24 protein-coding genes and 2 pseudogenes are annotated in these 23,090 nt (G+C 67.6%); 11 read left to right on the forward strand and 15 right to left on the reverse strand.

From position 1 onward, the window contains the following. Positions 1–140: 140 nt before the first annotated feature. Complete coding sequence (locus tag O7616_RS09575; RefSeq protein WP_282306462.1) at positions 141–1,304, forward strand: acyl-CoA dehydrogenase family protein; 1,164 nt, start codon at positions 141–143, stop codon at positions 1,302–1,304. 1,383 nt (positions 1,305–2,687) lie between these two features. On the opposite strand, the gene O7616_RS09580 is transcribed toward O7616_RS09575, so the two are convergent. The 14 genes and pseudogenes from O7616_RS09580 to O7616_RS09640 form a co-directional block, all read right to left on the reverse strand. After that, positions 2,688–3,281, reverse strand: a complete 594-nt coding sequence (locus O7616_RS09580; RefSeq protein WP_282306463.1) for a hypothetical protein — start codon at positions 3,279–3,281, stop codon at positions 2,688–2,690. Continuing rightward, a complete protein-coding gene (locus O7616_RS09585) occupies positions 3,220–3,699 on the reverse strand; it encodes a hypothetical protein (protein WP_282306464.1) in 480 nt (159 codons plus the stop codon). The genes O7616_RS09580 and O7616_RS09585 overlap by 62 nt, the downstream gene beginning before the upstream one ends. A 6-nt stretch (positions 3,700–3,705) precedes the next feature. After that, a pseudogene (locus tag O7616_RS09590) lies at positions 3,706–4,017 on the reverse strand (hypothetical protein); the annotation flags it as partial. Beyond that, the gene (locus O7616_RS09595; RefSeq protein ID WP_282306465.1) at positions 3,996–4,358 is read right to left on the reverse strand and encodes a transposase; all 363 of its coding nucleotides are present in this window, start codon (positions 4,356–4,358) and stop codon (positions 3,996–3,998) included. The gene O7616_RS09595 and the pseudogene O7616_RS09590, both read right to left, overlap by 22 nt. 373 nt (positions 4,359–4,731) lie before the next feature. After that, positions 4,732–5,742 carry a CU044_5270 family protein gene (locus tag O7616_RS09600; RefSeq protein ID WP_348773860.1) on the reverse strand — a complete coding sequence of 337 codons (1,011 nt, stop codon included), beginning with the start codon at positions 5,740–5,742 and terminating at the stop codon, positions 4,732–4,734. Beyond that, positions 5,739–6,266, reverse strand: a complete 528-nt coding sequence (locus O7616_RS09605; protein WP_282306468.1) for an RNA polymerase sigma factor — start codon at positions 6,264–6,266, stop codon at positions 5,739–5,741. The genes O7616_RS09600 and O7616_RS09605 overlap by 4 nt, the downstream gene beginning before the upstream one ends. 94 nt (positions 6,267–6,360) lie before the next feature. Continuing rightward, a pseudogene (locus O7616_RS31150) lies at positions 6,361–6,793 on the reverse strand (transposase); the annotation flags it as partial. A 465-nt stretch (positions 6,794–7,258) separates the two neighbouring features. Further along, the gene (gene istB, locus O7616_RS09610; protein WP_282302843.1) at positions 7,259–8,047 is read right to left on the reverse strand and encodes an IS21-like element helper ATPase IstB; all 789 of its coding nucleotides are present in this window, start codon (positions 8,045–8,047) and stop codon (positions 7,259–7,261) included. Then, complete coding sequence (istA, locus tag O7616_RS09615; RefSeq protein ID WP_282302844.1) at positions 8,047–9,273, reverse strand: IS21 family transposase; 1,227 nt, start codon at positions 9,271–9,273, stop codon at positions 8,047–8,049. The genes istB and istA overlap by 1 nt, the downstream gene beginning before the upstream one ends. Before the next feature lie 1,151 nt (positions 9,274–10,424). Further along, a complete protein-coding gene (locus tag O7616_RS09620; RefSeq protein WP_282306469.1) occupies positions 10,425–11,171 on the reverse strand; it encodes a hypothetical protein in 747 nt (248 codons plus the stop codon). 373 nt (positions 11,172–11,544) lie between these two features. Continuing rightward, the gene (locus tag O7616_RS09625) at positions 11,545–12,087 is read right to left on the reverse strand and encodes a SigE family RNA polymerase sigma factor (RefSeq protein WP_282306470.1); all 543 of its coding nucleotides are present in this window, start codon (positions 12,085–12,087) and stop codon (positions 11,545–11,547) included. 143 nt (positions 12,088–12,230) lie between these two features. Continuing rightward, entirely contained in the window at positions 12,231–13,169 is a 939-nt protein-coding gene (locus O7616_RS09630; RefSeq protein ID WP_282306471.1) for a hypothetical protein, read from the reverse strand. An 84-nt stretch (positions 13,170–13,253) separates the two neighbouring features. Then, positions 13,254–13,649, reverse strand: a complete 396-nt coding sequence (locus O7616_RS09635; RefSeq protein ID WP_282306472.1) for a peptidase inhibitor family I36 protein — start codon at positions 13,647–13,649, stop codon at positions 13,254–13,256. Beyond that, complete coding sequence (locus O7616_RS09640; protein WP_282306473.1) at positions 13,646–14,563, reverse strand: hypothetical protein; 918 nt, start codon at positions 14,561–14,563, stop codon at positions 13,646–13,648. The genes O7616_RS09635 and O7616_RS09640 overlap by 4 nt, the downstream gene beginning before the upstream one ends. A gap of 199 nt (positions 14,564–14,762) precedes the next feature. On the opposite strand from O7616_RS09640, the gene O7616_RS09645 reads away from it, so the two are divergent. The 5 genes from O7616_RS09645 (at position 14,763) to O7616_RS09665 (ending at position 17,436) form a co-directional block, all read left to right on the forward strand. Continuing rightward, the gene (locus tag O7616_RS09645) at positions 14,763–15,311 is read left to right on the forward strand and encodes a hypothetical protein (RefSeq protein ID WP_282306474.1); all 549 of its coding nucleotides are present in this window, start codon (positions 14,763–14,765) and stop codon (positions 15,309–15,311) included. 33 nt (positions 15,312–15,344) lie between these two features. Continuing rightward, positions 15,345–15,503, forward strand: coding sequence for a hypothetical protein (locus O7616_RS09650; RefSeq protein WP_282306475.1), 159 nt, complete (start codon positions 15,345–15,347; stop codon positions 15,501–15,503). A gap of 15 nt (positions 15,504–15,518) precedes the next feature. Then, positions 15,519–16,070 carry a hypothetical protein gene (locus O7616_RS09655; protein ID WP_282306476.1) on the forward strand — a complete coding sequence of 184 codons (552 nt, stop codon included), beginning with the start codon at positions 15,519–15,521 and terminating at the stop codon, positions 16,068–16,070. A gap of 91 nt (positions 16,071–16,161) precedes the next feature. Continuing rightward, positions 16,162–16,917 carry a hypothetical protein gene (locus O7616_RS09660; protein ID WP_282306477.1) on the forward strand — a complete coding sequence of 252 codons (756 nt, stop codon included), beginning with the start codon at positions 16,162–16,164 and terminating at the stop codon, positions 16,915–16,917. A 36-nt stretch (positions 16,918–16,953) separates the two neighbouring features. After that, on the forward strand, positions 16,954–17,436 hold the full coding sequence (locus O7616_RS09665) for a hypothetical protein (protein WP_282306478.1): 483 nt from the start codon (positions 16,954–16,956) through the stop codon (positions 17,434–17,436). A 53-nt stretch (positions 17,437–17,489) separates the two neighbouring features. Here O7616_RS09665 and O7616_RS09670 read toward each other — a convergent pair whose 3' ends face one another. Beyond that, on the reverse strand, positions 17,490–17,996 hold the full coding sequence (locus tag O7616_RS09670) for a MauE/DoxX family redox-associated membrane protein (RefSeq protein WP_282306479.1): 507 nt from the start codon (positions 17,994–17,996) through the stop codon (positions 17,490–17,492). Positions 17,997–18,192: 196 nt separating this feature from the next. Here O7616_RS09670 and O7616_RS09675 point away from each other — a divergent pair, with 196 nt between their 5' ends. From O7616_RS09675 to O7616_RS09695, 5 genes are all read left to right on the forward strand, one after another. After that, positions 18,193–19,167 carry a helix-turn-helix transcriptional regulator gene (locus tag O7616_RS09675; protein WP_282306480.1) on the forward strand — a complete coding sequence of 325 codons (975 nt, stop codon included), beginning with the start codon at positions 18,193–18,195 and terminating at the stop codon, positions 19,165–19,167. Positions 19,168–19,414: 247 nt separating this feature from the next. Next, positions 19,415–20,425 (forward strand): hypothetical protein, encoded by a 1,011-nt coding sequence (locus O7616_RS09680; RefSeq protein ID WP_282306481.1) that lies wholly within the window; start codon positions 19,415–19,417, stop codon positions 20,423–20,425. Further along, positions 20,418–21,101, forward strand: a complete 684-nt coding sequence (locus tag O7616_RS09685) for an ABC transporter ATP-binding protein (RefSeq protein ID WP_282306482.1) — start codon at positions 20,418–20,420, stop codon at positions 21,099–21,101. Before O7616_RS09680 ends, O7616_RS09685 begins: the two co-directional genes overlap by 8 nt. Next, positions 21,070–22,263, forward strand: coding sequence for an ABC transporter permease (locus tag O7616_RS09690; protein WP_282306483.1), 1,194 nt, complete (start codon positions 21,070–21,072; stop codon positions 22,261–22,263). The genes O7616_RS09685 and O7616_RS09690 overlap by 32 nt, the downstream gene beginning before the upstream one ends. A gap of 316 nt (positions 22,264–22,579) precedes the next feature. Next, positions 22,580–23,008 carry a transposase family protein gene (locus O7616_RS09695; protein ID WP_282306484.1) on the forward strand — a complete coding sequence of 143 codons (429 nt, stop codon included), beginning with the start codon at positions 22,580–22,582 and terminating at the stop codon, positions 23,006–23,008. Positions 23,009–23,090 lie beyond the last annotated feature (82 nt).

Raw genomic sequence — 23,090 nt, forward strand, 5'->3', positions numbered from 1 at the left:
CGGCGTGGGTGCACCCTCATGCCCATGCCTACGCGCCGGTAACATCTCCTGAACTGCAGTCGCTAGTCTTCAGTCTGCGCGGTCGGCGGTCAGGAGTCGTCACAGACTGCGCATGATAGCGGTGAAGGGGAGGGGCCGACATGGCCGCAGGGGAGTCGTTCGACGTCTACCGGTTGCCCGATGAGCATCTGGCGATCCGGGAGGCGGTCCGGGAGGTCTGCACGGCGAAGGTCGCCCCGCACGCCGCCGAGGCCGACGAGACCGGGGAGTTCCCCAAGGCGTCCTACGACGCGCTGCGCGCGGCCGACTTCCACGCTCCCCACATCCCCGAGGAGTACGGCGGCGCGGGCGCTGACGCGCTGGCCACCGCCATCGTGATCGAGGAGGTCGCCCGTGCCTGCGCGTCCTCCTCGCTGATCCCGGCGGTGAACAAGCTCGGCACGATGCCGCTGCTGTTGTCCGGTTCCGAGGAGATCAAGCGCCGCTATCTGACGCCGGTGGCGGCGGGCGAGGCCATGTTCTCGTACTGCCTCTCCGAGCCCGAGGCGGGTAGCGACGCGGCGTCGATGACCACCCGGGCGGTGCGTGACGGGGATCACTGGGTGCTCAACGGGGTGAAGCGTTGGATCACCAACGCCGGGGTGTCCGAGTTCTACACCGTCTTCGCCGTCACGGACCCGTCCGCGCGGTCCAGGGGCATCTCGGCCTTCGTGGTCGAGAAGTCCGACGCCGGGGTGAGCTTCGGCGCGCCGGAGAAGAAGCTCGGCATCAAGGGCTCGCCGACCCGCGAGGTCTACCTCGACAACGTGCGGATCCCGGCCGACCGGATGATCGGCGCCGAGGGCACCGGCTTCGCCACCGCGATGAAGACCCTGGACCACACCCGCGTCACCATCGCCGCCCAGGCTGTCGGGATCGCCCAGGGCGCGCTCGACTACGCCAAGGGGTACGTGACGGAGCGCCGACAGTTCGGTAAGGCGGTCGCCGAGTTCCAGGGCGTCCAGTTCATGCTCGCCGACATGGGGATGAAGCTGGAGGCGGCCCGCCAGCTCACGTACGCGGCCGCCGGCAGGTCCGAGCGGGGCGACGCGGACCTCACCTACTTCGGCGCGGCGGCCAAGTGCTTCGCCTCGGACGCTGCCATGGAGATCACCACCGACGCGGTGCAGTTGCTCGGTGGCTACGGCTACACCCGGGACTACCCGGTCGAGCGGATGATGCGGGACGCCAAGATCACCCAGATCTACGAAGGGACGAACCAGGTGCAGCGGATCGTCATGGCGCGGGAGCTCCTGAAGGGCTGATCCGGGGCCGTTTCAGCAGCTCAGAGTGGGTGTAGCCGAGTCTATCAGTGCGGTAGCGAAGCGTGACTGATCGGTTACTTTGCGGGATATTTTCGGTCGCCCCAGAACGCTTTCGGTTGGCGTTCTGGGGAAATCCCGGGGAACTCTATCGGCCTATCTGCATGGATGGTTTACATGGTGGACCGTCGTGCCCCGCTGGAACGCGGGTTGGTTCATCGAAGGATGCGCTTGAGCTCGATCGATGGGCTGCTTGGTGTGGATCGGAGCGGCGGTCACCTAGAGTGAGAGTGGTGGGCGATGTGCGCCATGCCGGGTCTGAAGCGAGGAGTGTCCGCCGAATCGCCGAATCGCCGAATGGGCAGATGTCGTGGCAGGCGTCCCTGCGCGCAGGCGTCAACCTTCGCCGACAGGGAGCGGCAGGCTTCGCCAAAGTGCTGTGATCGACTGAGCGACGCCTGGCGGCGGGGCGGCACGAAAGGCAGGCGGGCCGGGTCGGCGGCGCCGGACGACCCTCGTAGCTCACAAACGGCGAAGGGGCTGGCGCAGGAGGCAGCGGTGAGCCGAGGTGAACCGTGCGACCGCCGGGCGGCATTGAGATGACCACGACAACCGACGAGTCGGTCGCCGTCCACGACCACGATCCGCACCGCCATTTGGGGAAGCTGGCGGAACTCGCCCCGATCGCTGCGCGCCACAAGGCAGCCGCCAGGCTGGTCGAAGCATTCGACCTCGATCCTGAGGCCGCGGTGGCGAAGCAACCCACCATCCCTGCAATCGAGGAGCTGGGCCGGGCGTCCGTACGGCGTTCATCGCCGACTACCTCGCCGACCCGGGTCCGCGCCCTGAGATCCACGAAGGGCTCCAGGTCGTCGAGCAGTGGAACTTGGCGGGCGATCGTAGCCATCCACATGATCGCGAAGCCGACCTGTCCGGCGCCGACGGGGAAGCGCAGAAGATTTCCGTGCTCGCCCTCCACCTGCTTTAGTCCGCGCTCGTGCTGGTCAACACCTGCACGGTCGCTCACCGAGCACGACCGGCGCGGGCTGACACCGCTGTTCTGATCCAGCGTCGGGCTGCACGGCACGTTCAAGCTCGACCTGGACAAGAGGCTGGACTACGACCGCAGACCCGCGGCTCAATCGGACCCGGAATAGCAGTAGGCACTCCGGCAGCGCCGCCGGACCGGCACGCCTCTCGCGCCAAGCGCTACCCGGTCGGTCGGGCACGTTCACGCGACAGCCGCGCCCGGCGACGTGGGTATCTGCCCGGCGGCGGGCTCAACGTGGTCGACTCGCCGGCTGGGACCACAGCTGGCACACCCGGGGGTGTGCTCGGCGCCGGTGTGGCCGCCAGCCGGCGGGACGCCTTGTTCGTGAGGGCCTGTTAGCAGTTATATCTGACGTGGTCCGCCATGTTCGGATACGGGACAGTGCTGCGCTGGTCCGCGTTCGTATCCGTCCAGAAGAGCGTTACGTCGTTTTCGTGCCCCCCGGTGGTGTGGTTCAGATACTGAACCCATCCCACGACGAGGTTCTGGGCAACCGATTCAGTCCGGTCAATCCAGCCGAAGTCATTTAGGTCTTGCCATCCACAGTCGCTCAGTTGGCCGCGAGGATAGACGTAGTTGGCTCCATCAAAGAAGCAGAACCAATGCCGATCGCACTTGGTGCTCAGCGTGGAAAAGTCATCACTGACGACGCGATTCGGATCCGTTCCCTCAACCTGCCCTGGGAGGGCAAAAGTGACGATGAACTTGCCGCCGTTGTACGCGATCTGGTTCTTCTGGATCTGCTTCCCGCTGGGAGCCCGCTTGAGGTAGGCGTCAATCTGAGCTTGCAGCTCCCTATCGTTCCGAGCTGGCGCTAGGTAGCGAGTTTCCTTGCCGTTGACCTTCGTGGTGATGTAGCGCTCGCCATTAACCCGTTCCTGCGGGCCAGGTGAAGGTGCGGCTTGCGCCGTCCCGGCACCTGTCAACACTACTGTTCCAGCCAGGATTGTGGGATCGGCGGGCGCGGGCTTGGGATGTTCGTCGCCAGATCGACCAGGGCAAAGTGTGCTCCGGTAGCAACGATGTGGCGAGGATGAAGGCGTTGAGGAATCGGCGGGTCTCGGCGATGGTCAGCGCGACGATCTTCGGGTCGGTGTCGGGCTGTTGGGCGGCGAGGATGGTCAGGACGGCCAGGGCGAGCATGGCCACCGTCATGGAGCGGTGCCAGCCGGTCCAACTGCGGACCTGGTAGTGGTCCAGGCCGACCTGGCCTTTGCCGGTCTGGAACAGCTCTTCGATGTTCCAGCGGGAACCGGCGACGGTCACGAGGATGTGCAGCGGCCCTGGGCGGGGTGACCAGCACCGATAGAAGGCCAGCTCGCCGATGTGCGGCGGATGAGCAGCCACCGGTGCTCACCAGGTGGGTGGCCGTGGTGATCCAGGCCCACAGGTAGTCGCGGGGACCTTTCGCGTCCGGCCCGCAGATGTGGGGCTCCCATTCGCGGGTGGTATCCGCTCGGCGAGTTCGTCGACGCGCATGAGGCTGCGGCCGTCGTTGACCGTCACGCGTCGGTCGCAGCCGAAGGCCAGCGCGTAACCGATCCCACAGTGTTCGAGGTCGGCGCGCAGGCCGGGGTCGGTGCCGTAGACCTCGTTGCCGGTCCGCCACGCGAACGGGATTTCGGCATCCACCGCGGCGGCGATCATCTGCCGGGCCAGGGCCGGCTTCGTGGCGAACCCCGCATCGTCCGGGACGCCGGCGGCGGTGAGACGCTCGGGCTGTGGCGCACCCGGTCGTCACGGGTAGGTAAAGCCGGCGGTCGATCATCGCTCGCCAGAGGCGCGACGTAGGCGAGGAACACCCCGAACTCGCTGTTCTCGACGCGACCGGCTGTGCCGGTGTACTGCCGCTGCACCCCGACCGAGCACAGACCCTTCTTCAAGAAACCGGTCTCGTCGCAGGCCAGCACCGCGTCGGGGTGCCCGAGCTGCTCGATCAGCCAGGCCCGAACGTCGTCGCGGACGGCGTCGGCGTCCCACACCGCCGTGCGTAGCAGCCGCTGCATCGTCTGCGGATCAGCGTGGCCTCCCCGTTCCGCGAGGGGGCCAGCAGATCTTGCGTTCCACAGCCGACAGCAGCCCTTCCACGAACTGCCACGCAGGCCGACGGGGCTCCGCCCGCACGAACCGGTCAGCGACGCGCGTCACCGCCTCGTCCAGAATGATCCGCCAATAGCCAAGGTCTACGCTGTGGCACTCGGCCGCCGCACGATTCTCGGTTGTCCTCACAAACATCGATGATCAGCGCAGTGGCCGTCTTCATGCCCGCGCCACGACCAACGCCAAGGCCAAGTGACGTGGGAGTACTAAGCCCCCTACTGCCAGGAAGAGGAGGAGTGGGGTGCCCCGAGGTTGCGGGACACCCCGTCGTTCTCCTTGTTAAGACATGGTTGCTCGGCGACCGAGCTCCAGGTATAGCGTGTAGGAGAACACGGCGGGTACGCGTACCTGGAGCCGCTCAGGACGCCGGAGGAACACCGACTCGGAGGCGAGCAGCCACCCGGTTTCCTGGTCAATAACTAGCAAATCCCGAGTACCATCTCTCTTTGAGTCCACGCTTACTGCCAATCCTTTGCGTCCGAGCCGGTCGGTGACTCTGCCGCGCAGTAACACCCCGTCCGTGCGGGCAAGGAACCGGAGCGCTGCTACCCGGACCTCCCGGTCAACGGCGGTGCCGCGGTACAGGTCCGCGACCGCGCGAAGTGCGGACTCGGGCCCATTAGCGCGAGGCTGGTGGGCGTATAAAGCCTTCTCGAGAGCATTAACATCGTCAGGAACCGGATCGGGGATAACGGCCGCCAACTCCCCGGCGGAGTACATTTCCACCTCAGCAGCACCCCGCGATGCTGCTGCGACGACCGCGTCGGCATCTGGTCGCTGCCCGATATCGGATCGGTCCAGACTGACCGTGGAGATCTTGCCCGACCCGTCAGGTGCCCGCCATGTCGAAATCACCTGCGGGACAACCGATACCGTCGTGCTGCCGCTACCCGAGGCCATGTCCAGCGACCACTGCCCGACCCGGACAAAGCTGAACCGCCCGGCCCGCTCATTCGCATCGGGAGCATTCTGGATGTCGTTAGCAAGCTGAAGCAGGGCGTTGCGAGCTGGCGGTGCTCCGGTCTCGTATTCAAGCGGTAGCGGTGGCGGCGTCGCTGCGTACACCGGCGCCGACGGACCGGCGACCTGCACCATCACGGCGGCTGCGGCGATCGCTGCCGCACCCGTCACCGCCGCACCCAGTACCGTGCGGCGTCTCCATATACGCCGATCGTCTTGTGACCGGGGTCCACCGGCCACCGTGGCCCATTCCACCCGCGGAGCCGCTGGCCACTGGTCGATCTCCTGCGCCGGGTCTAGATGCCTGAGCATGCTTGGAACCCTATTCATCGCACACCTCCACGTACCGATGTAGGGGATGTTCCCTTCATCGGCGCCCCCGCCGGGGGCGCCTCCAATAAGCGGGCCAGTCGCTTGCGGGCCCGAAACACCCGAACAGCCGCTGCCGCGCGATTGCACCCCAGTGCTCGCGCCACTCCCTCCATGTCTAGGTTCTCCCACGTCACTAGTCGCAGCGCCTCGCGATCCGATTCGGACAGCTGAGCGAACGCCCGCCGCAGGTCCTGCGCCAATGTCACCGCCTCGAACGATTCGTCGCAGTCGCCGACGTCGAAACTGTCGGCCATCGGCACAGTCACCGGGCGGGTCCGCCCGGCCCGCCAATGATCAGCGAGTACTCGCCGAGCGATTCCGTACAACCACGGCATCGCCATCGCTGGTACATCACGACGCCGGCGCCACGCCACCACGAACGTCTCTTGCGCCAACTCCCGTGCGGATTCCATATCGCCGAGACGGCGGTAGCAGTAGCGCAGCACCAGGTGATAACTCGCCGCGAACATGCGCTCGAACACGACCTGCTCCTGATCCGCCCCCACACGACTCCTTCCGGTAGCCCTACCACCACTCATGGCACCAACTGCTCCGGCATTACAGCCTCAACGTAGATTTCTGCAGCCGCTGGGTCAGTGTGGGGTGGTTCGGGTGGTTGGAGCCCGCGATGACGAAGGCACGTAGCGGCCCAAACTGGGCCTCGATCGGGTTGGCCCAGGAGGCGTAGGTCGGGGTGAAGCAGAGTTCCACGATGTTCCGGGCCGCCCACCTGCGGATCTTGATGCCTTGGCCCGCCTAGGTTGTCCAGGATCACGTAGATCGGTGCTTCGTGCGGATGTGCTGCGCGTATCGACTTGAGTGCGGCGAGTGTGTTCGCGGCGCTGTTGCGCCTGCGACGACGCCCTAGAACTGGTCGTCACCAGCGAAGTAGCAGCCACGGAACTGCCGTACCTCGTGCAGCTTCTGGTAGTTCGCGGGCAGGCGGTGCGGGTGCCCGGCCTGCGCCGGCCAGCGGGCGGACCGCCAGAGGCCCGAACTCGTCGAGCGCTAGCACCCGCTGCCAGGCTGGCTATCCCCATCTCGTTGAACCGGTGGATGAACTGTCGGATCGTGTCTCATCGGCCTGGACGAGGCGGGCGACGGCCGGCACGGTGTTCCCGCCGGTCTAGTAGTGCTTAGTTAGGTTGTTCTGGTCTTGTGGGGCTTTTGGGGTTGTGTTTGGCTCGCGTCCGTGGACGAGCGAGGACTCACACGGGTGCGGACACGGCTGGAGGACTTCGTGACCGGGCTGACCAGGACGAACCCACCGGCTACTGGCTATCCGGCCTACCCGTCGACACACCACTTGCCGAACTGAGCGTTCCAGCGACCACGGGGACACAATGCGTAGGTGACGCATCACGGTGAGCGGGTGCCTGATCACCTACTGGTCAGGATTGAGCATGTCAACGCCGGCTGAACTTTGACCCCTCTGCTCCGGCCGAATGTTGACCCCCTCGCTGGTTGTTGATGTTCAGTCGTTGGTCTTGGTGGCTGCGGGGACGCGGCCGAGGTCGCGGTCCTTGAGCCGGTAGCTGTCGCCCTTCATCGAGATGACTTCGGCGTGGTGGACGAGGCGGTCGATCATGGCGGCGGCGACCACGTCGTCGCCGAACACTTCGCCCCACCGTCCGAAGGGCTTGTTGCTGGTGACGATCAGCGAGGCGCGTTCGTAGCGGTTGGAGACGAGCTGGAAGAACAGGTTCGCGGCTTCTGCTTCGAAGGGGATGTAGCCGACCTCGTCGACGATCAGCAGCGGGATCCGGCCGAGTTTGACTAGCTCGTCCTGGAGCCGGCCGGCGTGGTGGGCGTCGGCGAGGCGGGACACCCATTGGGCGGCGGTGGCGAACGCGACCCGGTGTCCGGCCTGGCAGGCCCGGATACCGAGGCCGATGGACAGGTGGGTCTTGCCGGTGCCGGGCGGGCCGAGGAACACCACGTTCTCCTTCGACGCGACGAAGTCGAGCGTGCCGAGGTGAGCGATCGTCTCCCGCTTCAGAGAGCGTTGGTGTTCGAAGTCGAACTCCTCCAGGCTTTTGCGGGCCGGGAACCTCGCTGCCCGGATGCGTCCCTCACCGCCGTGGGCTTCACGGGCGGCGACTTCGCGTTGCAGGCAGGCGGCGAGGAACTCCTCGTGCGTCCAGGACTCGGTTCTGGCCCGCTCCGCCAGGCGCTCGACGGAGGCAGCCAGCGACGGCGCCTTGAGGGCCCGGGTGAGGAACGCGATCTCGGATGCGACGTTGCGGCTGGTCTTGGTGGCCATCACGCAGCCACCTCATCGAGGCCGAACATGCGGTCGTAGTCGCTCAACGGCCGGCGTTCGACCTGGGCGTCGACGGCGGTCGTCGGGGTGCGTTGGGCGGCGACGCGCAGGTCCGCGGCGGCCCTGCGGTGGGCGGGGTCGGTGATGCTCTGATGCTTCGCCCAGCAGCGGTCGTGTCGGGCTGCGGGTCGGCCGTCGCAGAGCACCGTCACGTGGTTGCCGTCGGCGGTGACCTCGACCCGCCGGCCGACCACCGACGGGTGCACCGAGTAGTCGTTGCCGTCCAAGCGAACATAGTGATCGCGAGGCAGCCGAGTGGCCTGCCGCCACCCGACCACCGGCGCCACCGGTGGCAGTGGCAGCATCGCTTGCCGGTCGGCGTCCCACCGGTCCAGCGGGCGGCAGCCCAGCATCCGGTGTTGGCGGTTGTTCGCCCGCACCAGCCACTCGGTGAGCTGGGCGTTGAAGTCGCCGGGTGAGGTGAAGCGGCGGCCGGGCAGGAATGAGGTCTCCAGATAGCCGTTGGCCCGCTCGACCAGGCCCTTGGCCTCCGGGTCCGCCGGCCGGCACTGGATCACCTTGATGCCGAGGGTGCCGCGGAAGGCGTTCATCGCCTCGGTCAGCTGAGGCCTGCCGGCCCGCCACTGCCCGATGGCAGACTCGTTGTCCCACACCAGAGCCTTTGGCACCCGCCCCCAGCCGGAGATCAGCGTCCAGTGCCCGACCAGCAGGTCCGGTGACTGCCTGGTCGGGATCATCACCGCTGACAGCCACCGCGAATACCCCGAGACCATCACCAGCACCGGTGGCCGGCCGACCTGCCCGAAGCCCAACGGCACGTCCGCCGACGGGAACCACAGATCACACTGCGCCAGCTCTCCCGGCAGATACTCCGTCCGCTGGGCCGGGTCCGGGCGCCGGAACAACGGCCGCAGCTGCTGCACCCGGTCGGCGAACACCGTCTTGCCGCGGGTCCACCCGACCCGCTCCATGATCACCGTCGTGGGCATGTCCGGGAACTCCGTCAACAACGCCCTGATCTGCGGCTCGACCGCATCCACGATCGAGCCCTTCGCTACCCGCTGATAGCGGGGCGGCTCATGACTGGCCAAGGCCTTGCGCACCGTGTTCCGCGAGACCCCCAGCCGGCGGCAGATGGCCTTGATCGCCATCTGCTCCGCCCGGTGCAACCGACGGATCTCCGCCCAGTCCTCCACGCTCAGCACCTCCCGATGCTTCCGGAAGGGGTCAAAATTCAGCCGGAACCACGGGGTCAGTTTTCAGGCGGAACCGACAAGTAGGTCGTCGCCTCGTGCGACAGCGGATGGGGGCTTGACGCCGAAAGACGGTGGAGGAGCGTTGCTCCTCGCCCAGGGCGCACGGGTTGCCGTACGGATCGCTAGGCCCGGTCTCTGGGGTCGCCAAGCCGGCCGGTCGCGCACTCCCTAAATTCGGCATCCGCTGGCCGACCCCACGAGCCAGGCCGAAAGCCAGACTCGCGCCCGGCCTCAAGACCCGCCGTTCGGATTGCCCGCCTAAGGTTCCATGCTGAGGGCTAGCTGCGCACGACCTCCGCTAGGCGAGGATCGGAACTCCAACAACGACATCTCCGCGTCCAACGGCGACCACGCTGCGCCCGGTTCTCGGACCGGGCGAGGATCGCAACGGCCGCAACCGCGCGCAGACCAGCCGGCGCGCTGCGCCAGCTGTGCCCGGTCCCCGGACACCGGGCGAGGATCACAACTCCTGAGTGGGTAGCCCAGCGCGATGGCGCGGGTGGCTGCGCCCGGTTCTCGGGCCGGGCGAGCATCCCGACTACCACGCGTCCCTTATAGTCGTGTTCCAAATGTCGTGACGTTAGGTAGTGGCGCGTTCTGTCTACTGTCCCAGAAGGTGGCGCGGTTCTGCTCGGGAGACCCCACCTAGTTTCAGTCGGTACTGCACCTTGCGGGTCGTTGACTGGGCACCGAGGTCGCGCACAGTAAGCAAGTTTCTCCGTTCCGGGCCTACACGCACTCTGGGGAAATCCTGGGGCACGCGGCGGACGGCAGAGTTTTACCAGCTCAGAAGCCAGTCCCTCGTTGATCACCCAGATCTACGAAGGAACGAACCAGGTGCAGCGAATCGTCATGGCGAGGCAGCTCCTGAAGGACTGAGAGGCTACGTCTGCGCAGGCCAAAGCACTGATGTTGACGTATTTTTATCCGGCGGAGTGATTGGTGCGGCACCGAGATGTGAGTACTCTACGGATGCGCTCCGGCAATGCCCGCGCCGGAGCGTTTCCGCAGGTAGAGACCTGGCGGCCGCTTCCCGCCGACACGCATCTGAACACCGGTGCCGATGGCCGCGCAGGTGCGGTACCGCAGCCGAGGTCGGGTCAGCCGGTGCGTCCGCCGGGCATCACCACGATGGCGTCCTGTGGGAGGGTGGCCACCTCACGCAAGTTAAGGCCGTCCATCGACAGCACGATCGTCCGAGGGCCGTCCGAGCTCAGATTGATCTGTCGGCCGAGGAAGATCCGCTCGCCGTCGGAGCCGATGACGTACCAGCGGCCGGAGTCCATCGGTACCTGCTGCTCGGATTGGATCCGACCGCTCAGGTCGACATCGAGCACCCGAGTAGGACGATCACCGTCCATCGTTGTGACGACGACCCGTAGCCGGCTGTCGCGGCTCGGATACACCATGCCGGACCGGTCGATCGTTTCGTCGGGTCCGATCCGGTCCCTGACCTCGACCGTGACTGGTGGCGACGTGCCCGCCAGGCCGGCGGTGACGGTCAGCGTGGTCAGGCGCGTCTGATCCCGCCGGCGCGGGACGGACAGCGGTTCGCCTCCCCGCAGCACCCCGATCACCTCGGTTGGTGAACCCATGATCCGTCGCTGCGTGCCGGAGCTCAGACGGACGAGGACGAACTCTCCGCCCTCTACCGACGCGGATTCGTCGAGGAGGAGCCAGCCCGAGTCCGGAGACCAGGCCCGTCCGGTGACCCGACCACCCGTGGACTTCGGCTCGATCGACAGGACTTGCCCGCCTTCCAGGTCGCGTACCAAGTACCGGCTTGCGTCGGGATAGCCCAACCACCGTCCGTCGGGGGACAGAGCCACGCCGATCGGGCTGGCCACCGGAAGTGTGAACTGCTGGCCGTCCGGGAGCAGGAGCCGTGGTGCGCAACCGGCCGCGCACGTGGCGTAGACGAGAGTGGCGTGGCCGACGCCCGTGGACGGCAGTGCTGGCGCCGGGGCGAGCGGATTGACCGCCAGCGGTGCGAGGCCGGCCGGCGTGCCGGAGGCTGTCGACCCCGGCGTGCTCGGGCCGACCTCCCCGAGCGGTTGCATGACCACCCCCGCCGCCGTCATCACCGCAAGGACCCCGGCGCAGGCAGACACCCCGACCGTGAGGTTCATCCGGCGGCGTCGAGCGGCGGCGATCGCCCGGTCGGGATCGGCGTAGTTGCGGCCGTGCTCGGCCAGATCTTGGTAAACACGACGGAACGCGTCAGACATGGTCAACCTCCGACGGCTGGACGCCTTCGAACGCGGTGGGCGGAGCTGAGGGAATGTGCCGTCGTAGGCGGACCAGGGCGTCGTGGACGTGCCGCTTCACAGTGCCGACGCTGCACCCCAGTTGACGGGCGGTCTCCACTTCCGAAAGATCCTCGTAAAAGCGCAGGTATAGCGCCGCCCGCTGGCGCGCGGGCAGGGTAGCGAGTGCGCCTGCCACGGTGACCCGCGTGGCGGTGTCGCCGGCGAGGTCGTCGCCGGACGTCGCGTCGGGAACCGCCTCGGAGGTCACCTCGGTAGGTCGCCGCCGGCGGCGCCAGGAGCGGAGCTGATTGAGCATCACCGTGCGGACGTAGGCTTCCGGGTGGCCGCCGGCCTGCACCCGACGCCAGTGCCGGGCCGTCTTCGCCAGCGCCTCCTGAAGCAGGTCCTGCGCCTCCTGGTGATCGCCGACGAGCAGGTAGGCGGTCCGCGAGAGGGACGATCCGCGCGCGATGGCGAATTCGCGGAACCCGGCGTACCTGTCCGCATCACTCATCCTGCCCCCTTCTGCGTCCTACCCGTATTAACGCCGTCCGCCCGTCCCGAGGTTGAGTCGGCGGACTGCCGGAATGTTCCGGCACCCTCGGCGCCGGTCCGGGGTCCGGACCGGCCATCGCGGACGGGCGCACGACTCACCGGTCACCCGGTCTGCAACTGCCGCTGCGCCCGGTCGATGCCCGCCACAATGAGATCCCGGTATGCGATGATCTCTGTCTCGTGTTCGACTACGTAGCTGGCGCGCAGCTCGCCGAAGACTGCCCGGCTGATCTCGTTGAGGCGTTCGTTCTCGGCGCAACGGGCGTGTGCGGTCGCGATCGCAACCTCCCGCTCGCGGGCTGCGGTGGGTTCCAGCGGCAGTGCGCCCTCGCCACCGAGATACGCCATGGAGGCCAGTTCCTGGGCGTCCTCCGGCACGGAGACACCCTGAAATCCCTGGCTGCCGACGCACTCGGCCCAACCAGCGGTAGCGTCCCGAACCCGGGGGTCGTCCCGCAGGGCGAACCGCAGGTGGTTGGCTGCTCCGCCGTCGGTGAGCCACCGCAGACGGACGTAGGCCGCCGGATCGCCGTAGAGCGAGGTAACCACCTCGCCGGCGCAACCGCCTCGACTGACCGACAGCCGCGTCCCGTCCTCGAGGGCGAACTCATCCACGCGACCCTCCCGCTCCCGGAGGTACCGTTCGCGCTCGGTCTGCGGCAACTGGGTCCACTCCGCCAGGCCGGGCAGATCCTCCTTGGCGGACGTCGGCGTGTGCCCCCGGCCGATCCCGTATCCGGTCCGCTCGGCCTCCCCGACGGACGGTGCGTCAACGTCCGGATAGGCGAGTGGATCAACCTCCGGGGGGAGCCAGACCGGGTGATGGACGGTGAAGCCCTTATCGGTCATGCACCGCTCGATCAGTCGCTCCTTCACCTCCTCGGCCTCCCGAACCCGCTGGCGCACCTCCCGATAGGCCGCCTCACCATGCCGCCCCACCGTCGCTCCGGTCGCCGGGCTCGGTACCTTCGCTGGCGAGGTGCACGATGTCAGTCCGAGCATCAGACAGGCGACGCCGGCGACGGCGATGCCACCCCTCATCGTCGTATCCCTTCGTCTCGTCTCGTCTCGTCCCGTGCCCGAAGCCGCAAGCCGTTCCCGGGTAGCGGCTTCGGGCAGGATCGCTCAGCAGTTCGGCGTGAACAGGTTGGCTGACGTCTTGTCCTTCATGTGCGACCGGTCGGCGAGTTGGTACCAGCCGCCGCTTTGGAGGCACGCCTCGACCCGGTGGTCCTGGTTGCCAGGGACGTCGTGGATCCAAACGTCGTTCACCCCGCTGTTCGCCCAGGACCACGAGTTGTTGTTGATGTAGTTGTACGAGCCGACGCCCCAGTCGGCCTCGGTGTTGTAGAAGCCGACTCCGGAGCCAGCGAAGTTGTCGAAGACCCAGGCACACAGGTAGCCGGTCTGACAGGTGCGGTCGGCGACCCGGATGCGGAGTCCGGCGCCGGCAGGTGTGCTGGTGGACAGCAGGGTTGCCGTCGCGAGGACGGCCGCCGCGGCAATTCTCAGTCTGCTCACCCGTGAGCTCCTTCCGATCGTGGCGAAACCTGCTCCTGCGTCCGGCGCAGGAGGGTCTGGGCGTACGCCTCGGCGGTGGCGTACATCGCTTCGAGCTCCCGCCGCTCCACCTGGTGCCGCTGCTCCGCCCGGGCGCGCTCGCGCTCCTCGACGGCGACGGCCACGGCGATCAGCTGGCTTCGGGCGGCGCAGGTCGCGTCGGCGACGGCGATGTCGACCGCCGACTGCGGTCGCTCCATCGCGTCCTGCCGGGCCGCCGACGGGTCGTCGTACGGTCTTCCGGCGTCGTGCATGCACGCCCGCCAGTCCGCGAGGGCAATCCGGTACCGCGCGTCCTGCAGAACCGCCGGCACGTACTCGACCTGCAGGTTGGTCAGGACAGTGGTGATTTCGAACCAGCGGTCGAAGTCGCCGAAGAGGGTGCGGCGGGCGGCCGAAAGGCATCCGAGCCGACTCATGCTCATTCGGCCCTGGTCCGAGAGCGCCACGGTCACGACATCCGAGCGGCCCCCATGTAGGGCGAAGGTGTAGGCGTCCAACTGCCCGGGAGTTAATCCTGCCAGGTAGCGGGAGTTGGGGCTGTCATTTGTGCGTGGCTGCGACCGGGTTGAGCCGTATCCGGTCTGGCGCGCCAACTGCACGTCGTCGCTTCCATAACGCCAACCTGCAGGTGGGGCAGGCTGGGCGGCCCGGTGCCAGCGGATGTGGTACCGGTGACCGCGCTGGCGCATACATTCGGCGACGAGCTGTTGCTCGGCCCAGTCGACCAACTCCAGGCGGGTTGTGTCTGGACCGGGAGGCGGATCGTCGAGCGCGGCGGCGGCGGTCCGGTTCGCGATGCCGGCGTCCATGCGCAGCGTCACCAGGGCGATCAACATCAACAGGACGGCCGTCGAGCGTCGCTGACGCGGCATCTGACCCCCTGCATCGATTGCACCTCCGGTGCGGTGTGCGACAGGAGTCTTGTCTGTCGGCGCCGGGGAAGTCACGACGCAGGGCGCGACAGCATGCTGCCGGGCAGCAACCTGACCAGGCGCGGCGTCCACAAGCTGTCATGCATCTTGCTGCCAGTGCGCACCCGGTGACGAGAACTCCGCTGGCCTGGGACCGTCGTTGCACGCAGAACTGCTTGTAAGAAGCGGCAGGAAGGAGTTCGGTATGGACCTGATCACCGCCGCGGTGATCCTGGCTTGGATCGTCCTGGTGTTGCTCGCCTTCGCCCTAGCCGGGGTGCTGCGGCAGATCCGGGACATCCAGGCCACGTTGCAGGGACACCGGACTGGTCTGGTGCCACAACGGCAGCTACCCGGCACGATCCTGCCTACCGGCGACAAGAACCTCAGCCTCGTCCTGCTCGTCGACGAAGGCTGTGCCGTCTGTGCCGAAGTCACGCCGGTATTCGCCGAGCTGGCGGCCGCACACCAGGGCGACATCATGTTCACCCTGTTGAGCGCGGCCCGCAGCGACAAGTTCTCGGCCGTCGAGGGCGTCGGCTACCTAGCCGACAGTGTTGGCTACCACATTCTCGATCCGGGCTGGCGACCCGCCGTCGCGCTCGTCGACCGCGACGGCGAGATCCTGCTGGCCGAGCCCGCCGGATCCGAAGCCGCGCTGAGGTCGGTCGTCGATCGGGTCACCGACACCCGGACCCGGGCGAGGTAGGCCGTCGTGCGGACGCTCCCGTCGGCGACACGCGTGTTCGGCCGGGTCACCCATCCGGCCGGCTCGGCCGCCCTGATCGCCGCCGCCGGACTCGCGCTCCTCGTGGCGGACGTGGTGGCTGGCGTGCCCATGGTGTTGGCCTGGATCGCGCTCGCCTTCGCCGCCGGTTACTCGATTTCCGGATCCGTTTGAAGCTACAACTCAGCGATGCTGCTGACCACGTCGGTCTGGCGTGGCAATGCTCAGTGGTGGTTCCCGGCCGGGCTCCTGCTGGGAGGACTCACCTCCGCCTTCTTTGCTGTCCTCGTGGGCGCGTTCTTGCGGCCACTGGTACCGGCGGTGATTGCGACGACCCTGCTCGCCGTCGCGTTCGCGGCGGTCGCGCTCCAGGAACTCGGCCTCTACCGCCTGCCGCTTCCGCAGAACGCCCGTCAGGTACCGCGGTCGATCATGTGGGACGGTCAGTTCTGGGGCCCTCTGCAGTTTGGCTTCGAGATGGGTACGGGCGTCCGCACGTACATGACATCCGGGCTGCCACACGTGCTCGCGATTGGGTTGCTACTGCTGGCCGACTGGCGGACCGGGCTCGCTGCCGGCATCGCGTTCGGCGCCGGCCGGTCCTGGATGTTTCTCGGACGGCATTGGCATGTCGGCGCCGAGGCGTGGGACGAGGCGCTGACCCGTCACGACCGATTGATCCGGGTCCTGCTCCTGGCGGCGTCGACGGCAGCCCTGGCAGCTGCCCTGCTTCCGCTCTAAGTCGGTGACGAGAACTGGCCCGCATTGGCGGTCCCATGCGGGATCGGATCATCGGGCAATCGGAGACGGTGTCTAGAGAGAGGAAGGTCAGATGACAGTTGCACCGAATTGGGCGCGCTCCATTCCGGATGCGCTACCTCGATTCATGGCGCCCAGCGGGGGGGTGGTCAGCATCGATGCCCCCGATTACGACCTGGGCGAGCCCTGGCTGTGCGGGTTCCGCCTGCGCCTGGATAGACCCTACGTCGGCACCAACCCGTCGCTGCAGGAACGTGCGCTACAGATCGCCCGTTCGGGCAACTGCAAGGGCATCATCGAGCGCGTGATCAAGGGTCGGATCGTCGAGGAGGCGTCAGGGCAGGGCGGACGGTTCCTGGTCGCACGAAGCGATCTGACCGGCTCGACCATCGTGGTCTGGCAGGGCCGTTGGCACGAAGTCTTCGATTTCATCGAGGACCCGGAGGTCACCAGTCTGGACGCGCTGCGTCGCTTCGACCGGCTCTCCTTCCAGGATTCGCCGGTCGGCCTGCGAGTCCGGACGAGCCCTGTCCCGGCGGAGACGATGTTCGCTGAGCGCGTCTACAAGACCGTGCCCGGTGTGGGCAACCTGAGCATCCTTCCGGCGGAACAGGCTGTCGACCTGGTGCCCCGGCACCGCGGCGCCCAGGTCGCCTCTGGAGAGGTGTGGCGCAAGGAGGTGGTCTCCGACCAGGGAACGCGGACCCTCCTGCTGCACGCCACGACCACGACAGTGACAATCGTCGATCCTGAGGCGAACAACCCCGATGAGACGCCACGCCTGCAGTTCCTCGACCGGTTGTCCGGCGTCGCCTGGACCCGGCCCTGACCGCGCCAACACCAATTGGGAGTGAACATGTCCCTCATGACGACGACCATTCCGGACGCTGACCGGGCGCCGGAGAACCCGGATCCTTCGGCAGTCGGAAACTACCTGCGGGATGTCGACATGTCCCGGCGGGGCCTGCTGCGCACGGTGCTGGGGGCCGGGATGGCGATAGGGGTCGGTGCAATCGGTTCGCTGCCGTTCGCCCGCTCCGCCCACGCTGGCTGGAGTTCGACGTACCCCACCTGGACCTCCTGCTCAACGCACAACTTCGTCAGTTGCACGGGCGGCGTCATCAGTAGCGGCTACTGCAACGGCGCCGGCTTCCACCGGGACGACTCGCTCAAGGCCGGGTGCGACTACGAGGACTACTCGGTGGAGCACTACACCTGTGTCGGCAAGACCGGTACCGGTCGTAACGCCTGGGTGTGGGGCGGCTACCGCTGCTCCGACGGCAGAACCAACGCCAATTATTGTGGAGAGCGGTCGAACTTCCTGTCGATCTGCAAGAAGACCCTGTGATGTGTGCCGCGCCTGGACGGTCGTACGTCCAGGCGCGGCGCGCCTGCCGTCGGTCAGGGTCGAAACAGGGCGGGCCACATCCAGCCGAGGACCGCGACCACCAGTCCGACGGCCAGTGTCAGCGCCAGAGCGGGGCCGGTCGGCGTGGTGACCGCCGGGATGAGGCTGCCCGCCGCCGTCACCGCGAGCAGGGCGTTGCGTAGCACCGTGGCGAGGGTGACCGGTTCCCGTCCGCCAAAGCAGCCGCAGGCTGCGGCATTGCCCCGCCGCAACAGCAGGTAGCTGTATGCGGTGAATGTTGCGTAGACGAAACAGAGGGCCGCCAGCGCCGGCGTGGCCCCCGGAAGCCCAGTCACGATAGTCGTAAGCGCCACGGCGCCCACGATGATCTCGACGGCCGGTAGCAGTCTCGCCGTCGTCCGCTGCCAGCGGAAGGGAAGGATGCGGTGCCCGGCGAGGGCTGCCCGGAACTCGCGGGGTGCACGAACGTGAAGGATGCCGGCAGTGAGCAACAAGAGGGCACCCGCGACCGCGCCGGACAACGTGACGATGGAGCTCATGGTGCCCTCGGCCGGGCCGGAACCAATGACGAGTGAGTCATGTCAGGAATATCCGGTAGCCACTCTGTTCCCGCAACCGCGGCCGTTGTCAGCATCCTGCGTGGCAGGATCATGCCACTGCCTATACGTCTAATTGTCTTTGGATGTAACCCGTGATCCTCTGATCGCCACAATTCGATGGATCACGGGGGATCGTATGCTCGAGGTGCTTGGGCTCACGCCCGAGGCGGAGTCTGTATATCGCGCGTTGCTGGCGCGGCCCGGATGTCGGCCGGAGGGCCTGGTAACCGAGTTGCTCCTGCCGGAGGACGCGGTTCGGACTGCACTGGACGAACTCACCCGGGCGTCTCTCGTGCGTCCGGCGCGGCATGACCCGCAGGAACTTTTGCCGGTCAGCCCGGAGGTAGGTCTGGCCTGGCTGCTGACCAAGGCCGAGGCCCATGTCGATTACAAAGTCAAGCAAATCGACCATGCTCGGGCCGCCATGCTCGCGCTCGCAGCGGAGCAGAATGCGGGCCGAGTGCAGGAGACCATTATTCGCCTCGACGGCGTCGACGCCGTTCGAGAACGCCTCGTCGGGCTGGGCACCTCGGCACAGCAGGAGTACCTGGTGTTGGCGCCGGGCGGATTCGAGATGTGGGAGCCCGGCGCGACAGCCGGCGAGATTGTTGGTGATGCCGTGGGACGCGGTGTACGAGTCCGGGCTGTCTGGCAGGACTGTGTGCTCCGCAGCCCGGCTGCCGCCGAGGTCGCGCGGTGGCTCGCCGAACGCGGCGGCGAGGTCCGCGCCATGCCTGTCCTTCCGCAGCCTCTGCTCATAGTCGACGGACATGTCGCGTTGATGCCGATGGACCCCGACGAGGCGGGCCGAGGGGCGATCGAGGTGCGCAGCCCCGGGGTCGTCACCCTGGCGATCGCGTTGTTCAGGGAGATGTGGACCGCTGCCGTCGCGCCTGAATGTGCGGCGTCGTTGAGCCAGGACGGGGTCTCCTTGACGGAACAGCAGATTCTTCGGATGCTGGCCGCCGGCCAAACCGACGAGAATATAGCGCGCAAACTTGGCGTTTCGCTGCGGACCGTACGTCGGATCATGGCCCAACTGATGGTGCGGCTCGGAGCCCGTAGCCGCTTTCAGGCGGGCACGAACGCCGCCAAGCGCGGCTGGATCTGACGCGAATGACGACTCGACTTCCTCATTGCGGCGCGGCGCCCGTCCAGATCGGCGCTCTCGCACACGAACGCGGAGATGACTGGTGAGGCGACGACGACTGCTCGTCACCGGTGGGATCGTGGGCCTGGTCGCGGTCACGGGCTCGAGCATCGCTGCGGCCGGCCGCGCGCGAACCCCGAGCCAGAGGGCCGCCTCGGCCGGACCGCCGACTCCCTCGGTCGTAACCGCGACCGTACGCTATGGCCAATTGGTCGATGAGACGGTGCTGGACGGCGTGGTAGAGGCTCGGGTGAGCGCCGACGTCATCGGTCCCGCTGCGGTGGCCGGCGCCACCAGGCTGGTCGTGACCGATGCTCCCGTGCGGGTTGGTGACAAGATCGACGCCGGTGACGTGATTGTCGAGATCTCCGGCCGGCCTGTCATCGTGCTGCCAGGCCGGTTCCCGGCCTACCGCGATCTCGCCCCGGGTGACGCCGGCCCCGACGTCCGACAACTCCAGGCCGCCCTGGGGATCCGCTACGGCACGCCGGTCACTGGCGCTTTCGACGAGCGAACCGAGAGGGATCTGCGTCGGCTCTACCAACGTGCCGGTTACCGAGCGGCGTACCGTGCGACCAAGCCCGTGCCGACTGATCAACCGGCCGAGGTTTCGCCGGCCGAGGGATCTCCTGCGGACCGGCCGGCAAACACTCCGGCCGCCGTCGGGCATCACCTCCTGGTCCCGTCCGGGGAGATCGCCTTTTGCACCCTGCCGGCCACCGTGACCGCGCTGCCTGCCGCAGTGGGCACGACGGTTGACGGCCCGGTGGCGACCCTGGCTTTCGGCGGCTGGCAGGTGCGCGTCGAACTCGACGACGAGACGGCCCGGATGCTCGGCGAGGCAGACCGGCCCGGCCTCGCGTTCGGTCAGGGTCCACTCAAGGACCGCCGCACCGACTTGATGAAGATCCAACAGGTTCCGGCGTCCGGCGGCACGCCAGCAAAGCGACACGCTGTGTTCAGCGTTGCCGGCCGGGCGGCCGTCCGGTTCGGGGAGGCGCAACAGGTGGTCATGACGCGCGCGAGAAGTCGCGACCGGAGCACCGTCGTGCCGGTGTCTGCACTGTGGACGGGTACGGACGGGCGGGTCCACGTCCGGGTCGTGAGCGGGACCTCCATCATTGACATACCGGTCGACGTGCTGCTTACCGTGGGCGGCGAGGCGGCAGTCACCGGCGAGTTGAGAGACGGCGATCAGGTGGTTGTGACCGATGGGTGAGCCCTTCCTGTCCGTGGTCGGGGTCAGCCGCACCTTCCCCGGTCCGCCACAGGTGCACGCCCTGCGCGACGCGAACCTCGACCTCAACGGGGGGGAACTGGTGGCGGTGGTCGGTGCGTCCGGGTCCGGCAAGTCCACGCTGCTCAACATTATGGGGCTGCTGGACACGCCGACGACGGGCCTGGTGCGGTTCAACGGCGTGGACACCGCCGACCTGCGCGAGCGCGAGCGGGACGGCCTGCGGTCACGGGGCAGCGGTTTCGTCTTCCAGGCCTTCCACCTCGTCCGTCACCTCGACGTGGTGCACAATGTCATGCTACCGCTGGTACACCAGCACGCGGCGCGGGCGACGCGGCGCGAACGGGCCGAAGCGGCCCTCACCCGGGTTGGTCTCGCGCATCGGCAGCACGCATCGCCGCGCACCCTCAGCGGTGGCGAGCAGCAGCGGGTGGCGATCGCCCGTGCACTGGTGCACGATCCGCCCGTCCTGCTGTGCGACGAGCCGACGGGCAACCTCGACAGCGAGAATACGGATGCCATCCTCGAGCTGCTCCGCGGACTCGTCTCCGTCACGCGTGCAGTGGTGATCGTCACGCATGACCAGCAGGTCCAGGACTGCGCGGACCGACGGGTGGAGGTGCGCGATGGGCGGTGTGGGTCTCGGGGGGCTACGTGACGTTCTCGAGCAGGCGCACTTGGCGGTCGTCGGGCGTTGGACGCGTTCACTGCTCACCTCCATCGGTGTCGGCCTCGGTGTCGCGGCCACCGTCGCCACGCTTCAGGTGACGGCGACTGCGTCCGCCGCTATCTCGGACAAATTCGATGCCGTGCGTGCCACAAGCGTCACGCTGCGGTGGAAGGACGGCGCGCCCCGGCCGCCGGCGTCGGTGCTCGCCGCCGTCACCCGGCTCAACGGCGTCATCGCGGCCGGCCTGCTCTGTGGGGCCAGCCGGGACGAACACCGGGCCACAATGTTGGCACCACAACACTCAACGTCCCTGTCTCGGAGGGTGAACCTCGTAGCGGCGCAGGCGTCGGCGCTCTCCGCGATGGGCACCCGACTGTTGACCGGCCGGATGTTCGACGAGGGGCACGGCGAGCGTGCGGACCCGGTGGCGGTGGTGGACAGCGTCACGGCACGGGATCTCGGAATCCACCACGCTGGTCAGCTCATCTACGTGGACGGGGTGCCGGTAAGTGTCCTGGGCGTATACGCGGCACCGGCGGGTGAGGTCAGATTGACTGGTGCCGTCGTCGTGCCCTACCAGCGCTGTGCCGAGGAGCGAGGGCTGGGCTGGGCCTTTGGACCTCCGGACGCGGTGGTGCGGACCGCCCTCGGTGCTGCCGACCAGGTGGCAGCCGAGGGGCGGCTTGCGGTCAGTCCGGCCGATCCCGCTGCCGTGGTCGCCCTCGTCCCGCCGGACCTGCGGACCTTCCGCAAGGGCGTCGAGGCGGACACCAAGGCATTGTTCCTCGGCTTGGCCCTCGTCTCACTCGCGATCAGTGCTCTCGGGGTCTCCAACACGATGATGGTCGCCGTCCTCGAACGGCGGGCGGAGATTGGCCTGAGGCGCGCGATCGGTGGATCCCGACGGGGTGTGGCGTTGCAGTTCTTGGTGGAGTCGGGCTTCCTCGGCCTGGCAGGCGGCATCCTCGGGACGGTGGTTGCGGTTGATGTCACCGTCGCCGTCGCTCTCTGGCGGGAGTGGCTCGTGGTGCTGGAACCGCAGGTGCTATTAGCCGCTCCGGTGCTGGGGCTGCTGATCGGAACAGTGGCGGGCGTGATGCCGGCATGGAAGGCGAGTCGGGTCGGCCCGGCTGAGGCCCTACGCAGCTGATGTCCTGTGAGAGCCCAGCCGGGCATGCCGGGACTGTACAAATGATGGCTAGCTCTGGGGAAGCCGGGAGAGGACGGTGTGAGGGCGAGTTCTCCCAGCTCAGAGGCACGTCGTAGTGGCCCTGGGCCCCGGCAAAGTCGTGGACGCGTCCGGGATGAGGCATTCGGCTGAGAAGCGCCGGAGTTGCGAGCAGCAGGGCGGGCATGACCGGTTCAGATGATCATCAGGGTGTCGAAGCCTTGATCGTCCTAAGTGAGCCCTGCCCGCGCTGCCATCATCGCTGATCTCGTCCTTGCCCTGCGCACCGGCTGTCACGGTGCCCGAAACCGCTGCTGGGCTGGCCGCAGCGCTGGCCAACCTGCTGGATCCCCGTACCCGCCGCGTGCGGCACGGGTTGGTAGTTGTGGTGACCGCGGCGGTGTGCGCTGTGGTGGCTCGTTACCGCTCCTACACCGCGATCGCCGAGTGGGTCGCCGACGTCCCGGACACCACCGCGTTGGCGTTGGGTATCGCCCCGCACCGGCGTCCGTCGGAGGCGATGATCCGCCGCTTGCTGCAGGCCCTGGACCCGGACCGTCTCACCACTGCCGTCAGCGGCTGGCTCGCCGCGCGAACTGCGGCCACATCACCGGCGGGCAGACGGGCGGTCGCCGTGGACGGCAAGACCATGCGCGGCTCCCGCACCACCGACACCGCGGCCAGGGCGGCGAAGCCTCCCTCCGACCATCCGGCCGGCACCCATTGACCCGACAGCCGGTCGCCGAGGAGTCGCTGCGCGGCGACCGCGGCGAAGACCATCGAATTTTCCCTCGCTGGACAACTCGTAG

Source organism: Micromonospora sp. WMMD964 (assembly GCF_029581455.1).
GTDB lineage: Bacteria > Actinomycetota > Actinomycetes > Mycobacteriales > Micromonosporaceae > Micromonospora.

Coding starts and splice junctions, on each gene's coding strand:
- O7616_RS09575 (WP_282306462.1), top strand. CDS start 141: ATGGCCGCAGGGGAGTCGTTCGACGTCTACCGGTTGCCCGATGAGCAT.
- O7616_RS09595 (WP_282306465.1), bottom strand. CDS start 4,358: ATGCAGCGGCTGCTACGCACGGCGGTGTGGGACGCCGACGCCGTCCGC.
- O7616_RS09600 (WP_348773860.1), bottom strand. CDS start 5,742: ATGAATAGGGTTCCAAGCATGCTCAGGCATCTAGACCCGGCGCAGGAG.
- istB (WP_282302843.1), bottom strand. CDS start 8,047: ATGGCCACCAAGACCAGCCGCAACGTCGCATCCGAGATCGCGTTCCTC.
- O7616_RS09625 (WP_282306470.1), bottom strand. CDS start 12,087: ATGAGTGATGCGGACAGGTACGCCGGGTTCCGCGAATTCGCCATCGCG.
- O7616_RS09630 (WP_282306471.1), bottom strand. CDS start 13,169: ATGAGGGGTGGCATCGCCGTCGCCGGCGTCGCCTGTCTGATGCTCGGA.
- O7616_RS09640 (WP_282306473.1), bottom strand. CDS start 14,563: ATGCCGCGTCAGCGACGCTCGACGGCCGTCCTGTTGATGTTGATCGCC.
- O7616_RS09655 (WP_282306476.1), top strand. CDS start 15,519: ATGCTGCTGACCACGTCGGTCTGGCGTGGCAATGCTCAGTGGTGGTTC.
- O7616_RS09660 (WP_282306477.1), top strand. CDS start 16,162: ATGACAGTTGCACCGAATTGGGCGCGCTCCATTCCGGATGCGCTACCT.
- O7616_RS09665 (WP_282306478.1), top strand. CDS start 16,954: ATGACGACGACCATTCCGGACGCTGACCGGGCGCCGGAGAACCCGGAT.
- O7616_RS09670 (WP_282306479.1), bottom strand. CDS start 17,996: ATGAGCTCCATCGTCACGTTGTCCGGCGCGGTCGCGGGTGCCCTCTTG.
- O7616_RS09675 (WP_282306480.1), top strand. CDS start 18,193: ATGCTCGAGGTGCTTGGGCTCACGCCCGAGGCGGAGTCTGTATATCGC.
- O7616_RS09685 (WP_282306482.1), top strand. CDS start 20,418: ATGGGTGAGCCCTTCCTGTCCGTGGTCGGGGTCAGCCGCACCTTCCCC.
- O7616_RS09690 (WP_282306483.1), top strand. CDS start 21,070: ATGGGCGGTGTGGGTCTCGGGGGGCTACGTGACGTTCTCGAGCAGGCG.